This window comes from Thauera sp. GDN1, from assembly GCF_029223545.1.
Taxonomy (GTDB): Bacteria; Pseudomonadota; Gammaproteobacteria; order Burkholderiales; family Rhodocyclaceae; genus Thauera.
Genome location: NZ_CP097870.1, coordinates 2,967,591 through 2,981,748, shown reverse-complemented (window position 1 = coordinate 2,981,748; position 14,158 = coordinate 2,967,591). Strand labels below are relative to the sequence as shown.

Genomic DNA, 14,158 nt, shown 5'->3' with positions numbered 1-14,158 from the left:
CTCATGCGGTCAGCGCCAGGAGGCCGGCGAAGGCCTGCTCGAACTGGGCCAGCCCTTCGCGCTGCAGGCGTTCGCCGACCTCGACCATGTCGATGCCCGCCGCCGCGAGCGCGACGAACTGCTGCGCCGCCTGCTCGACGTCCTCCTCCAGCGTGGACGCGACCTGGCCGTGGTCGCGCAGCGCCGCCAGCGTGGCGTCGGGCAGGGTATTGACGGTCTCGGCGCCGATCAGCGGCTCGACGTAGAGCAGGTCGCTGTAGGCCGGATTCTTGGTGCCGGTGCTCGCCCACAGCATGTACTGCGGTCGTGCGCCTGCGCCACGCAGCGCTTCGAACGCGGGGCCCTGGAAGCGCTCCAGGTAGGCCTGGTAGGCCAGGCGCGCCATCGCCACCGCGCTTTGGCCGCGCAGCGCGAGCAGGTCACCGCCCTTTTCCTCCAGCAGCGCATCCACCAGCGTGTCGACGCGCGACAGGAACAGGCTCGCGACCGACATCACCTTCGACACGTCGCCGCCCGCGGCCTGCAGGCGGGCGAGGCCTCGCAGATAGGCGTCGGCGACCGCGTCGGCGTGCGCGAGCGAGAACATCAGCGTGACGTTGACGCTGACGCCTTCGCCGATCAGGCGCTCGATCGCGACCAGGCCGGCGACCGTGGCCGGCACCTTGATCAGCAGGTTGGGGCGAGCGACCGCGGCCTTCAGGCGCAGGCCGGCCGCCACCGTGCCGTCGGCATCGTGGGCGAGCGCGGGCGAGACTTCCAGACTGACGTAGCCGGCCTTGCCGCCGCTGTCGCGGTGCAGCGGAGCGAGCAGGTCGCAGGCGCGCTGCACGTCGGGGATGACCAGCGCCTCGTAGCGCGCTTCGGCGCTCATGTCGCGCTGCTTCAGGGCCGCCAGGTCGTCCTCGTAGTAGCGCCCGCCCGCGATCGCCTTGTGAAAGATCGCCGGGTTGGTGGTCACGCCGGCGACGCCGTCGTCGGCGACGAAGCGCGCGAGGTGGCCGTCGTTGAGCAGGGTGCGGGAGAGGTTGTCGAGCCAGATCTGCTGGCCGTGCTGGCGTACCTGGAGCAGCGGGTTCATCGTTCTACCTGGAGAGTCGTGGAAACGGGCCCGGACAGGCGACTGTCTGCGGGAAGCCAGGATTCTGCCCTGAAAGTGCCGTGATGTGCCGGCTTGCATTGGCAGGGGGATTTATTGGCTGTGAAACCAGCGCTGATCGTAGCTTGGTCGCCGAGGACGCGCACGGGGTGTTCCTTCCGTGGCTGCGGAACTCACCTTCGTCGTCGGCGGATTCGAGCCCCTGTTCGCGTGCGTTGAAGTGCCTCAAGTCCGTGGCTGGAGTTGCCAGCCCAGCGTCTTGAGCACCGTTGCGAAATCCTCCGCCACCGGCGCCACAATCTCCAGCGGTGTTCCCGTCACCGGGTGGGCCAGAGCGAGGCGAGTACAGGCGAGCAGCAGGCGGTGGCAGCCGAAGAGTTCCTGGAACAGGCGATTGTGGCGTCCCTTGCCGTAGGTGGCGTCGCCGATGATCGGGTGGGAGATGTGTTTCAGGTGACGGCGCAGCTGGTGGCGGCGGCCGGTTTCGGGGACGAGCTCGACCAGCGCATAGCGGCTGGTGGGGTAGCGGTCGACCGCATGCGGCAGTTCGACCGTGGCGAGGCGGCGGAAGCGGGTGCGGGCGGGCTGGGCGAGCGCTTCCTGCCGGCCGGCGTCGTCGCCGTGCGAGGCCTCGTACGCATCCATGTCCTCGGGCAGCGCATCCCGTGCGCCGGCACCGCGTCCATGGCGGATCTCGATCGGGTCCAGTCGTCGGACCAGGGGGTGATCGATGACGCCACTCTCCGCGGGATGGCCGCGCACCACCGCCAGATAGCGCTTGTCCACAGACTGCGACTCGAAGCGCTGTGCGAGCGTGCGCGCCACCTCGCGCTCGAGCGCGAACAGCAGCACCCCCGAGGTGCCGCGGTCCAGGCGGTGGGCGGGATACACCCGGCGGCCGATCTGGTCGCGCAGCAGCTGCACCGCGAAGCGCTCCTCGTGCGCGGCGATCGGGCTGCGGTGCACGAGCAGGCCGGAGGGCTTGTGGATCGCGACCAGCCATTCGTCGCGGTAGAGGATGTCGAGCATGGGGCGTCTCGTGGGTGGCATGGCCAGCCCGTGGCGGAGGGCGGGTCGGGGCCGGGGCCTCAGTAATGCAGCGGCGGAAAAAACGAAAGCGACCACTCGGGTCGCTTTCGCATTCAGCTCGGCCGGCCCGGGACCGGCGCCGGGAATCAGGCGAAGTTCTTCGCCGCGAAGTCCCAGTTGGCCAGCTTGTCGAGGAAGGTGGCGACGAAGTCCGGGCGACGGTTGCGGTAGTCGATGTAGTAGGCGTGTTCCCACACGTCGATACAGAGCAGCGCGGTGTCGCCGGTGGTCAGCGGGGTGCCGGCGGCGCCCATGTTGACGATGTCGACCGAGCCGTCGGCCTTCTTCACCAGCCAGGTCCAGCCGGAACCGAAGTTGCCGACCGCGGAGGCCTGGAAGGCCTTCTTGAAGTCGTCGAAGGAGCCCCACTTGGCCTTGATCGCGTCGGCCAGCGCACCGCTGGGCTCGCCGCCGCCGTTCGGCTTCATGCTGTTCCAGAAGAAGGTGTGGTTCCACACCTGGGCGGAGTTGTTGTACACGCCGCCGGCCGGTGCCTTCTTGACGATGGCTTCGAGGTCGAGGTTCTCGTACTCGGTGCCCTTGATCAGGTTGTTCAGGTTGGTGACGTAGGCCTGGTGATGCTTGCCGTAGTGGAACTCCAGCGTCTCGGCCGAGATGTGCGGGGCGAGGGCGTCCTTGGCATAGGGCAGGGCGGGCAGGGTGTGTTCCATGCGGTTTCTCCTGTGTCGTTCGATTTGTCTGTCTGTGGGGAGGGGGTAAAGCCAGACTATTTTAGTCTGGAATAGGCTCCCCGGCAATGTTGCCCTCAGCATGTTAAGCCCATCCGGCGCGTTTGCGGAACCACCGGTGCCGCGCCGCGCCGCGGCCATCCCGCCCGCTCGAGCCATGCACGACAGGGGATTGCGCGCGCTGCCGTGTTCAGCCGGTGCCGTGCCCGACCACGCGCGTGTCGAGGTGGCCTTCGGCGAGCTGCACGCTCACCGCGGCGCCCGCCTCGACGCCGACGGCGCTGCGCAGCACCTTGCCATCGGCGTCGCGGGCGATCGCGTAGCCGCGCGCGAGGACCGCGTCGGGTGCCAGATGCGCGAGATGGGCGGCGAGGGTCTGCAGGCGGGTGTGGCGGTGGGCGAGCAGGGCGGCGCCGGCGCGGTGCAGGCGGTGCGCCAGCATGTCGAGGCGGGGCAGCTGCAGGTGGGGCTTCGGCACCGCTGCAGCAAGGCGCAGGCGGGCCTGGTCGCAGCGCCCGGCGGCACGTTCGAGCCGGCGCTCGAGCGCACGCTGCAGGCGTTCGCGCTGGCGCTCGATCGTCGCATGTTCCCGGTGCAGGCGTTCGCGCGGATGCACCAGGCGCAGGCTGGCGCGATCGAGGCGTTGGACGAGGCCTTCGAGCCGGCGTCCGAGCGCGCGCTGCAGGCGAGGCTGCAGCGCCTGCACTTCGCCGTGCGCGGCATGCCAGCCGGCGCTGGCCAGCTCCGCGGCGCCGGTGGGCGTGGGCGCGCGCAGGTCTGCGGCGAAATCGGCGATGGTGAAGTCGGTCTCGTGGCCGACGCCACTCACCACCGGCAGCGGGCAGGCGCGCAGCGCGCGTGCGAGCGCTTCGTCGTTGAACGACCACAGGTCCTCGAGGCTGCCCCCGCCGCGGACCAGCAGCAGCAGGTCGACGCCGTCCTCGGCTGCGCGCCGGCCCGCGGTCTCGACCGCAGCGACCAGGCGCGCAGCCGCGTCCGCGCCCTGCACGGGCGCGGGATAGAGCACCACGGGCAGATGCGGGGCACGCCGGCGCAGGGTGACCAGCACGTCGCGCAGCGCGGCCGCCTGCGGCGAGGTCACGATGCCGAGGGCGCGGGGAAAGCGCGGGATCGGCCGGCGGCGGGCGGGGTCGAACAGGCCTTCGGCGGCGAGCTTCGCCTTCAGGCGGTTGAAGGCCTCGAACAGGTCGCCGATGCCGGCGGGCCTGAGGGCCTCGATGTTGAGCTGGTAGTCGCCGCGCGCCTCGTATAGCGTGACCAGTGCCCGCGCCTCCACGCGCATGCCGTTCTCCGGGCGGAAGGCGAGGAGCTGGGCGCGGTTGCGCCACATCGCGCAGCGCACCTGTGCGTTGGCGTCCTTGAGGGTGAAGTAGACGTGGCCGGACGCGGCGCGGGTGAGGTTGGAGATCTCGCCGCCGACCCACAGCAAGGGCAGCGCCGCCTCGAGCGCCTCGCGCGCCATGCGGTTCAGTGCGGAGACGCTAAGTACCGGAGCAAAGGACGTTTCCGCGCCGCGATCGGTGTTCGTGGCGGGCAGGAAAAGGGGCGAACGCATGGGCGGATTGTAGCTCAATCCACAGCCGCGACGCCGTGTCAAGCGCGCTCATGCAAGTCCTTGATCGATAAGGGGTGTATGGTTAAGTTGCTGATTTTTAAAGGATTAAAATGTTGCACAATTTTTCATCGGAGCAAGCGGAGGCGCGTGGCGACAGGGTTCTGGGGCAACATCCCAAAACTGCCCACAAACTTATCCACAGGTTCTGTGGATTCCTGCCCGCAAGCCGCGCCGGCCGGGCGCCCTGGTGTCGAATGCCCGGGGCGTCGTGCGGATGGGGCGGGCACCGCTCGATGCGCAAGGGGGGCAAGGCACGCTGACCGTGAATCCGCCTTGCCGGCGCCCCGGCTGCGGCGCTAGAGTCTCGCCTTTATTCGCAAGAGGTTGGCGCGTGTTCGCGATCATTCAGGCCGTTGGCTGGCCGATCTGGCCCCTGATACTGGCATCGGTCATCGCGGTGGCGCTCATCATCGAGCGCTCGATCAGCTTGCGTCGTTCGCGCATCGTTCCGACCGGGCTGCTCGACAAGGTGCTAGCCGACCTTCGCCAGGGTGGCGTGTCCGCGCAGATGATCGAGCGCGTGGCGGGGCACTCGCCGCTCGGTCGCGTGCTCGCCGCCGGCCTGCGCAATGTCGGCAGCTCGCGCGAGGTCATGAAGGAGGCGATCGAGGAGACCGGGCGTGCCGTCGTCCATGAACTGGAGCGCTTCCTCACCACGCTCGGCACGATCGCCGCGATCAGCCCGCTGATGGGCCTGCTCGGCACCATCATCGGCATGATCGACATCTTCGCTTCGCAAGGCGTCAGCGGCGCAAACCCGGCGCAACTGGCGCAGGGCATCTCGATCGCGCTGTACACCACCGGCCTCGGCCTGATCATCGCGATTCCGGCAATGATCTTCTGGCGCCACTTCCGCGCGCTGATCGACAGTTTCGTGATCGACATGGAGCAGCAGGCGATCAAGCTGGTCGAGGTCGCCCACGGCGAACGGCGTGCCTGAGGACCCGGAGCGATGAACTTCCGCCGCGGCAGCCGAAACGAGGAACCGGAGATCAACCTGATCCCGCTCATCGACGTGGTGCTGGTGATCATCATCTTCCTGATGCTGACGACGACCTTCTCCAAGGTCTCGGGGCTGGAGATCCAGCTGCCGACCGCGGAGTCCGAGGGCAGCGAGTCGGTGGCTCAGGAGATCGACGTCGCGGTGACCGCGGCGGGCGAGGTGATGGTCAACCGCCAGCCGGTGGCCGAGCGCAGCATCGACGCGATCGCCGCCGCGCTCGGCAAGGCGGCGCCGGGCGAGTCCGGCGAACCGCCGGTGATCGTGATCAACGCCGACGCCAAGGCCGCGCACCAGAGCGTGGTCGATGTGATGCAGGCGGCGCAGCGCGCCGGCTTGCCGCACATCACCTTCGCCACCCAGGCTCCGGCGCAGTGACGCGCGGGCAAGTCATCCACGGTTTCTGCCTTTCCTGAGCATGGCTGCGCAGGCTCCGGCGTTCTGGCAAGGGCGGGGCGCGGTCGCGCAGCTCCTGCGCCCGCTGTCCTGGCTCTTTGGTGCGCTCGCAGCGCGGCGCCGGGCCTCGATCACGCCCGAGCGCCTGCCGGTGCCGGTGATCGTGGTCGGCAACATCGCGGTCGGCGGCAGCGGCAAGACTCCGGTGGTGGACTGGCTTGCCGGCGTGCTGCGCGCCGCGGGCTACCGGCCGGGCATCGTCAGCCGCGGCCACGGCGGGCGGGTCGGCGCCGAAGGGGGCGTCGCCCTCGTTCCCGACGACGGTGATCCGGAGCGCTACGGCGACGAACCGGTGCTGCTGGCGCGCCTCACCGGCTGTCCGCTGGCCATCGGGCGCGACCGCCCGGCCGCGGCGCGCGAACTGCTGCGCCAGCATCCGGAGTGCGACGTCCTGATCGCCGATGACGGCATGCAGCATTATCGGCTGGCGCGTGACATCGAGATCGCGGTGGTCGACGAGGCCACGCTCGGCAACCGCCTGCTGCTGCCCGCGGGGCCGCTGCGCGAGCCGCTCGCGCGCCTGGCCGAAGTCGACCTGGTCCTGGCGCACGGTCCGCTTTCGCCTGCGTTGCGTGCGGAGATCGGCGCGGTGCCGGTGTTCTCGATGCAGCTGCAGGGCGGGGATCTGCGTGCTTTGCGCGGTCGCGGCGACACCCGGCCGGCGCGCGATTTCCGTGGCCGGCGCGTGCACGCGGTGGCCGGCATCGGTCGCCCGCAGCGCTTCTTCGATCAGCTCGCGGGCGAGGGCATCGAGGTCGTGCCGCACCCCTTCGCCGACCATCATCGCTTCGTCGCGGGCGATCTCGCCTTCGCCGAGCCGCTGCCGATCCTGATGACGGCCAAGGATGCGGTAAAATGCGCGCCTTTCGCGCCTGCAGATTGCTGGGAATACCCGGTGCGGGCGCAGATCGGTTCCGGCGCCGCCGAACGCATCCTGGAGAAACTCGAAGATGGACGCACGTCTGCTTGAAATCCTCGTCTGCCCGCTGTGCAAGGGGCCGCTCGACTACCTGAAGGACAAGCAGGAACTGGTGTGCAAGGCCGACCGCCTGGCCTATCCGATCCGCGACGGCATCCCGGTGATGCTGGACGAGGAGGCGCGCAGCATGAGCGCCGAAGAAGTCGACGCGCTGCGCAAGTGAGCCGCGCGATGGCCGCGGCTGCTTTCCGCATCGTCATCCCGGCGCGCTACGCCTCCACCCGCCTGCCCGCCAAGCCGCTCGCCGACATCTGCGGCAAGCCGATGATCGTGCGCGTGCTCGAGCGCGTGGAGGGCGCGGGCGCGCGCGAGACCTGGGTCGCGACCGACCACGCCGAGGTGCGCGACGCGGTCGCCGCGGCGGGTGGCGCGGTGCTGATGACCCGCGCCGACCACCCCAGCGGCACCGACCGCCTCGCGGAGGTCGCGGCCCTGCGCGGCTGGTCCGACGATGACATCGTGGTCAATGTGCAGGGCGACGAGCCGCTGATCGACCCCGCGATCGTCGCCGCGGTCGCCGAAGTGCTGGCTGCGGATCCGGATGCGGCGATCGCCACCGCGGCCCACGCCATCCACGATCCCGCCGAGGTGTTCAACCCCAACGTCGTGAAGGTGGTGTGCGACGCCGTCGGGCACGCACAGTATTTCTCGCGCGCACCGATCCCCTGGGCGCGCGACGCGTGGGCCGGGGGCGGGCGCACGCTGCCCGAAGGCCTGCCGGTGCTGCGCCACGTCGGCCTCTACGCCTATCGCGTCGGCTTCCTGCGCCGCTATGCCGGGCTCGCGCCCTCGCCGCTGGAGCACTGGGAGGCGCTCGAGCAGTTGCGGGCGATGTGGCACGGCTATCGCATCCGCGTGCTCGAGCTGGAGCAGGCGCCGGCGGCCGGCGTCGATACGCCACAGGACCTCGAACGTGTGCGTGCGCTGTTCGCCGCCGGAGGGGTTTGACCACCCGGCGTGCGTCGGTTAAGTTTCGACTGTTATTCAATAAGGAAACGGCCATGCTCGATGGCCGTCCATTTTCGGGAGGGAGTATGCGACTGATTCTTTTGGGACCGCCGGGCGCCGGCAAGGGTACGCAAGCCAACTTCATCAAGGAGAAGTTCGGCATTCCGCAGATCTCCACCGGTGACATGCTGCGCGCCGCGGTGAAGGCGGGCACCCCGCTGGGTCTCGAGGCGAAGAAGGTCATGGATGCCGGCGGCCTCGTGTCCGACGACATCATCATCGGCCTGGTCAAGGACCGCCTGCAGCAGGACGACTGCAAGTCCGGCTACATGTTCGACGGCTTCCCGCGCACGCTCCCGCAGGCCGACGCGATGAAGGACGCCGGCGTTCCGATCGACTTCGTGCTCGAGATCGACGTGCCCGACGCCGAGATCGTCGAACGCATGAGCGGCCGTCGCGCCCACCTGGCCTCGGGCCGCACTTACCACGTCAAGTACAACCCGCCCAAGGTCGAGGGCAAGGACGACGTCACCGGCGAAGATCTGGTGCAGCGCGACGACGACAAGGAAGAAACCGTCAAGAAGCGCCTCGACGTCTACCACTCGCAGACCAAGCCGCTGGTCGAGTACTACAGCAAGTGGGCGGCTTCGGGCGACGCCAATGCGCCCAAGGTGCGCAAGATCTCGGGCCTCGGCGCGGTGGATGAAATCACCGCGCGCGCCTTCGACGCGCTGAAGTAAGCAGCAACATGGCAGCCCGGGGGTGTCCCAGCACACGCCCGGAGCGCACCGGCGCGGCCGCATTCCCGAGCAGGGGGCGGCCGCGCCTGCTTTTTGTGGGCACGCGTCTCGCGTGTCCGGACATGGCTTTGATCGAGCCCGGGCAGCACTTAGTGGCCCTTGGCAGGAGAGCACGGCGATGACCCACGACACGCTCCTCTATGCACATTCCGGCGGGGTGACCGCCGTGATCAACGCCACCGCCGCTGCGGTGATCGCCGCAGCGCGGGCGGAGGGCGGACGAGTGGGCCGGATCCTGGCCGCGCACCGCGGCATCGGCGGGATCCTGCGCGAGGACCTTATCGACACCACCGCCCTCGACGCGGCCGGGCTCGAGCGCCTGGCGCGCACCCCGGGCGGCGCCTTCGGGTCCTGCCGCTTCGACCTGCCGCATGACGACGGTGGCTTGGTGATGGACCGCCTGTTCGCCGTGTTCGATGTGCACCGCGTCGGCTGGCTGCTCTACAACGGCGGCAACGGCTCGATGGACGCGGTCGCCCGGGTGCAGGCCGAGGCGCGCAGGCGCGGCCATCCGCTGCAGTGCATCGGGGTGCCGAAGACGGTGGACAACGACATCGTCGGTACCGACTGCTGCCCCGGCTTCGGCTCGGCGGCCAAGTATCTCGCGACCTCGATGCTGGAGGCCGGCCTGGACATCGCCTCGATGGTGGGCGCCAGGGGCAGCGTATTCGTGATGGAGGTGATGGGGCGCAACACCGGCTGGCTGGCCGCGGCGACCGCGCTGGCTGCGGGGGGCGACCCCGACCGGGCGCCGCATGTCGTGCTGGTGCCCGAGGTCGCATTCGACGAGGAGGCCTTCCTCGCCCGCGTGCAGGCGGTCACCGAGCGCCTCGGCTACTGCGCGATCACGGTGTCCGAAGGCATCCGCCGCGCCGATGGCAGCCTGATCACCGAGAAGTCGCGCGATCCCCGCGGCTACGTGCAGCTCGGCGGCGCGGGCGGGGAGGTCGCGCGCCTGATCCACACCCGGCTCGGGTACAAGCACCACTGGGCGATTCCGGACTACATGCAGCGCGCCGGCGCGCACTGGCTGTCGGCGACCGACCGCGAGCAGGCGATGGCGGTCGGGCGGGGCGCGGTCGACTGTGCGCTGCAGGGATGCGGCGGCACGATGCCGGCGATCCGTCGCCTGCAGGATGCGCCCTACCGCTGGGACGTGGTGCCGATCGACACCGCGCCGATCGCCAATCTCGAGCGCGCACTGCCCACCGAATTCATCGCAGCGGACGGCCTGCACGTGACGCGGGCGGCCTGCGATTACATCCGCCCGCTGATCGCCGGCGAGTTCGTCCAGCCGACGGTCGACGGCCTGCCGGATTACGGCGGTTTCGCGCTGCCGCGGGTTGCGCGCCGCTTGCCCGCGTGGGACGCATGAAGTCTGCGTCTCGCCGCGGGTGCCCTGGCTGCGCCCGCGCTGGCCGTGCCGAGCGCGGGGCCGGGATGTGAAGCGCACGGCCCACCTGATCATTGCGGCGCTGTTGTTCGCCGGCCTGAACCTCTGGCTCGGCGACGGCCTGGGACGCGCTGGCGCCGGACTGGCCTTGCTGGCGACGATCGCGTGGCTGTGGGTCACCGAGGCGGTGCACGTCAGCGTCACCGCCCTGCTTGTGCCCCTGCTTGCCGCACTGAGCGGGGTGCTGGCCTTCGACGAGGCACTGCTGCAGTTCGCCGACCCGGTGATCTTCCTTTTCCTCGGCGGTTTCGCGCTCGCCGCGGGGCTGCAGCGCCAGGGGCTGGACCGGTGGATGGCGGGGCAGGTGATGCGGCGCGCCGGGGCGCATTTCGGGCGCTCGGTACGCTGGCTGTTCTGGCTCACCGCCTTCCTGTCGATGTGGATCAGCAATACCGCCACGGCGGCGATGATGCTGCCGCTGGCGCTCGGCCTGCTCGCACCGCTGGCGATCGACGACTACCGCCGCACCTGGATGTACGTGCTGCTCGGCATCGCGTTCTCGGCCAACATCGGCGGCATCGGCACCCTGGTGGGCAGTCCGCCGAATGCGATCGCCGCCGCCAATGTCGGCCTGAGCTTCGCGGACTGGCTGCTGTGGGGCGTGCCGCTGGTGCTGGTGATGATGCCGCTGATGGAGCTCGCATTGCGCTGGGCGCTGCAGCCCGCGCTCGAGCTCAAGGTGACGCCGCCCCCGCCCCAGGGCGCATGGACGCGGGCGCAGCGCCAGATGCTCGGCGTGTTCGGGCTCGCCGTGCTGCTTTGGGTATTCGGCGCACCGGTCGCGGCGTGGACCGGGCTGGGGCGCGGTTACGACGCGGCGGTGGCGGTGTTCGCGCTGGTCCTGCTGCATGGATTGAAGCTGGCGAGCTGGCAGGATGTGGAGCGCAGCACCGAGTGGGGCGTGCTGCTGCTGTTCGGCGGTGGCCTGGCCCTGAGCAAGGCGCTCGCCGACAGCGGGGCGGCGAGCTGGCTGGCGGCGCAGCTGGGCGATCCGCTGGCAGAGATGCCGGTACTGCTGTGCGTGGCGCTGATGATGCTGTTCGCACTGCTGCTCACCGAAGTCACCAGCAATACCGCTAGCGCCGCGTTGCTGGTGCCGCTGTTCCTGGGAATGGCGCCGCATGTCGACAGCGTCCCGCTGGCAGTCCTGGTGGCGGTCGGCACCTCCTGCGCCTTCCTGCTGCCGGTGGCGACGCCCCCCAATGCGATCGTGTTCGGCAGCGGGCATGTACCGCAGCGGGTGATGATCTCCGCCGGCATCCGGGTGACGGTGCTGATCTATCCGGTGCTGGTGGCGATCGCGGGGCTCGCGCTGGCGCTGTACTGAGGGCGGTCGCCATGAAATCCGGGGACGCCTGCACGGCCCCTAGTGGTGAGGGTCGTCCCGGTCAGGCCTGGCCCGGCAGCGCGCATGCCGGTGCAGCGTCCTTGCGCTCCGGCATGTAGGCCGCGACCTGGCACAGGATGGCGGCGACGTAGGGGATGCACTGCAGGCACAGGATGCCGACCCACAGCTGCGTCTCCAGGTTGTCGGCGCCGCGCTGCGCCACCAGCGTCGCCGCAGCCATCAGCAGCGCCACCAGCATGCCGATCTCCTCGCGGATCGGGTTGAAGAAGGCGAGGGCGCCGCCACCACGCCAGCCCTTGGGCGTGACCACGAACACGCCCTTCTTCTTCACCAGGCCGGCGAACACACCGCGCGCGATCGCGTGCGCCAGGCCGACCGACAGGATTGAGGCGCCGAGGATGTCCTTCCACGGGCAGTCCATGGTGCGGCGGTAGAGGATGGGGCCGAGCGCGGCCTTGAAGATCATGAAGCCGAAGATCGGCAGCGCGAGCGATACCACCGGCAGGCCGAAGGCCTTCGGGAACAGCAGGATGCCCAGCGTCCACAACAGGCTGCCGAAGGCGAACACCAGCTGCAGCGCATCGCCCAGCCAGGCGAACCAGCCGGTGAGGAAGTGGTAGCGCTGCGCCAGGTTCAGGCTGCTGCGGCCGAGCATCTGCGGCAGGTGGGCCTTGAGGATCTGCATCGCGCCGAAAGCCCAGCGGAAGCGCTGACTCTTGATCGCGGAGAAGCCGGAGGGGGTCAGGCCACGGCCGAGGATGTGGTCCACGTAGCGGGTGTCGTAGCCCTTCTCGATCAGGCGCAAGCCGAGTTCGGTGTCCTCGCAGATGCACCATTCCGACCAGCCGCCGACCTCTTCCAGTGCGAGTCGGCGCACCAGGGTCATGGTGCCGTGCTGGATCAGCGCGTTGCGTTCGTTGCGGTGGTGCATGCCGATGCGGAAGAAGCCGTCGAACTCCCAGTTGCACATGCGCTTGAAGGGCTGGGTCTCCCAGTCGCGGTGCGCCTGCGGCGCTTGCACGACCGCGACGTCGGGCTGGTCGAAGTGGGGGATCAGGCAGGCCAGCCAGTCGGGATCGACCACGTAGTCCGCATCGACCACGCCGACGACCTCGGCGCGCGGGTCGGTGACCTTGAGCCCGTAGTTGAGCGCGCCGGCCTTGAAGCCCGGCCAGTTGGCGAGGTGGAAGAAGCGGAAACGCGGGCCGAGCTCGGCGCAGCGGCGTTCCAGCGGCTTCCACAGCGCCTCGTCGCGGGTGTTGTTGTCGAGGATCAGGACCTCGAAGTTCTGGTAATTCATCCGCGCCAGGCTGTCGATCGTGGCGATCACCATCTCGGGCGGCTCGTTGTAGCAGGCGAGGTGGATCGACACGAAGGGCTGCTGGTCGGGGGCGTGAGGCGGCAGCGGCATGAACCGGCGCTGCCACTTCTTCTTGAACAGGACCTCGCCGAACTCGAAGCCGTGCGACAGCAGCACGGCGGCGGTCATGCAGGTGGCGCCGATCAGCAGCACCAGGCCGATCAGGTCGCGCTGGGTCAGGTAGTACTCGACCGGCACGTTGATGCCGATGATCAGCGTCGACACGCAGGCCTGGATCAGCGCGGCGAGGAAGACGCGGCCGAAGATGCTCCAGCCGGGCAGGAAGAAGGCGGCGAGCATCATCGGGATGAAGGCGAGCGCAGCGGCGTTGCTTGCCTTGTGCGACCAGTGCGGGTCGCGCTCGACGACGCCCTCGAGGGCGTACTTGGGCTCGCGGTCGGCGTTGAACATACCCCAGTAGGGCCCTGCCCAGCCTTCCACGTCGACCTTCCAGGGCTGGTCGATCGCTTCCATCAGGAAGTAGTCGATGCGGGCGGTGCGAGGATGGGCGAGGAACTCGCGCACGAAGCGCGCCTGGTTGTCCAGCGAAGGCACCGCGGCGTCGATGGTGGGGCCGCGGCTCGGCCAGCCGACTTCGCCGACCACGATCTTCTTGCGCGGATGCGCGCGGGCGACCTCGTCGTAGCGCTGGAAGGCGTACTCGACCGCCTTCTCGACCGGCAGGCCCTCGTGATAGGGCAGCAGGTGCACGGTGATGTAGTCGACGTGCTTGGCCAGTTCCGGGTAGCGCAGCCACACGTGCCAGGGCTCGGCGGTGGACACCGGCTTGCGGATCGCTTTCCGCACACGGTCGAGGTAGCCGATCATCTCATCGACGTCGATGTCGCCGCGCAGGATGGCTTCGTTGCCGACCATCACCCGCTCGATGTGGCGCATGCGGCGGGCGACGTCGATCAGGGCCGCGATCTCGCGCTCGTTGGCGTCCGGACGGGCATCGAGCCAGGCGCCGGCGGTCACCAGCATGTCGCGCTCGCCGGCAAGCTCGAGCAGATCGGGCATGTCGGTGACGCCGTAGGTGCGCAGGCCGTCGGAGCGGCGACCGAGCAGGTCGAGGTCGGCGGCGAGTTCCTGGCGCGTGGGGTAGGTGCCCTTGAGCGGGCTCTGGTCGCGCTGGAAGCCGTTGTAGGCAAAGCCCTTGATGCTCTGGTTGGTGCCGATGAATTCCGCACTGCGGTTGAGCTGCTGCCAGATCCAGTATTGGGCGAAGGCGACAGCTGCTGCGATCGCGAGTGCAACGGCGATGCGCGCGACGAGGGAGGCGGCTTTTTTCATCTCTTTTCCAG

The 14,158-nt window shown here is 69.4% G+C and carries 13 protein-coding genes; 8 read left to right on the top strand and 5 right to left on the bottom strand.

All coding sequences use genetic code 11. The annotated features are described in order from the left end of the window. Position 1 precedes the first annotated feature (1 nt). The 4 genes from tal to xseA all read right to left on the bottom strand — a co-directional run bounded on the left by tal (position 2) and on the right by xseA (position 4,357). Positions 2-1,078: a transaldolase gene (gene tal, locus CKCBHOJB_RS13660; protein WP_281049209.1), complete on the bottom strand. Its 1,077-nt coding sequence runs from the start codon at positions 1,076-1,078 to the stop codon at positions 2-4. A gap of 243 nt (positions 1,079-1,321) precedes the next feature. Next, positions 1,322-2,125: a pseudouridine synthase gene (locus CKCBHOJB_RS13655; protein WP_281049208.1), complete on the bottom strand. Its 804-nt coding sequence runs from the start codon at positions 2,123-2,125 to the stop codon at positions 1,322-1,324. A 146-nt stretch (positions 2,126-2,271) separates the two neighbouring features. Beyond that, a complete protein-coding gene (locus CKCBHOJB_RS13650) occupies positions 2,272-2,856 on the bottom strand; it encodes a Fe-Mn family superoxide dismutase (RefSeq protein ID WP_281049207.1) in 585 nt (194 codons plus the stop codon). Positions 2,857-3,064: 208 nt separating this feature from the next. Further along, positions 3,065-4,357 carry an exodeoxyribonuclease VII large subunit gene (gene xseA / locus CKCBHOJB_RS13645; RefSeq protein WP_281051694.1) on the bottom strand — a complete coding sequence of 431 codons (1,293 nt, stop codon included), beginning with the start codon at positions 4,355-4,357 and terminating at the stop codon, positions 3,065-3,067. Between the two features lie 484 nt (positions 4,358-4,841). Here xseA and CKCBHOJB_RS13640 point away from each other — a divergent pair, with 484 nt between their 5' ends. The 8 genes from CKCBHOJB_RS13640 (at position 4,842) to CKCBHOJB_RS13605 (ending at position 11,473) form a co-directional block, all read left to right on the top strand. Beyond that, entirely contained in the window at positions 4,842-5,450 is a 609-nt protein-coding gene (locus CKCBHOJB_RS13640) for a MotA/TolQ/ExbB proton channel family protein (RefSeq protein ID WP_281049206.1), read from the top strand. 12 nt (positions 5,451-5,462) lie between these two features. After that, positions 5,463-5,888: a biopolymer transporter ExbD gene (locus CKCBHOJB_RS13635; RefSeq protein WP_281049205.1), complete on the top strand. Its 426-nt coding sequence runs from the start codon at positions 5,463-5,465 to the stop codon at positions 5,886-5,888. 40 nt (positions 5,889-5,928) lie between these two features. After that, complete coding sequence (lpxK, locus tag CKCBHOJB_RS13630) at positions 5,929-6,936, top strand: tetraacyldisaccharide 4'-kinase (RefSeq protein ID WP_281049204.1); 1,008 nt, start codon at positions 5,929-5,931, stop codon at positions 6,934-6,936. After that, a complete protein-coding gene (locus tag CKCBHOJB_RS13625; RefSeq protein WP_281049203.1) occupies positions 6,917-7,108 on the top strand; it encodes a Trm112 family protein in 192 nt (63 codons plus the stop codon). Before lpxK ends, CKCBHOJB_RS13625 begins: the two co-directional genes overlap by 20 nt. Positions 7,109-7,116: 8 nt before the next feature. Continuing rightward, positions 7,117-7,893: a 3-deoxy-manno-octulosonate cytidylyltransferase gene (kdsB, locus tag CKCBHOJB_RS13620; RefSeq protein WP_281049202.1), complete on the top strand. Its 777-nt coding sequence runs from the start codon at positions 7,117-7,119 to the stop codon at positions 7,891-7,893. An 86-nt stretch (positions 7,894-7,979) separates the two neighbouring features. Next, positions 7,980-8,633, top strand: coding sequence for an adenylate kinase (adk, locus tag CKCBHOJB_RS13615; protein ID WP_281049201.1), 654 nt, complete (start codon positions 7,980-7,982; stop codon positions 8,631-8,633). Between the two features lie 178 nt (positions 8,634-8,811). After that, positions 8,812-10,068: a 6-phosphofructokinase gene (locus tag CKCBHOJB_RS13610; protein WP_281049200.1), complete on the top strand. Its 1,257-nt coding sequence runs from the start codon at positions 8,812-8,814 to the stop codon at positions 10,066-10,068. A 67-nt stretch (positions 10,069-10,135) separates the two neighbouring features. Further along, a complete protein-coding gene (locus CKCBHOJB_RS13605) occupies positions 10,136-11,473 on the top strand; it encodes a DASS family sodium-coupled anion symporter (protein WP_281049199.1) in 1,338 nt (445 codons plus the stop codon). Positions 11,474-11,534: 61 nt separating this feature from the next. Here the strand turns inward: CKCBHOJB_RS13605 and CKCBHOJB_RS13600 are convergent, their stop codons facing one another. After that, entirely contained in the window at positions 11,535-14,147 is a 2,613-nt protein-coding gene (locus tag CKCBHOJB_RS13600) for a glycosyltransferase family 2 protein (RefSeq protein ID WP_281049198.1), read from the bottom strand. Positions 14,148-14,158 lie beyond the last annotated feature (11 nt).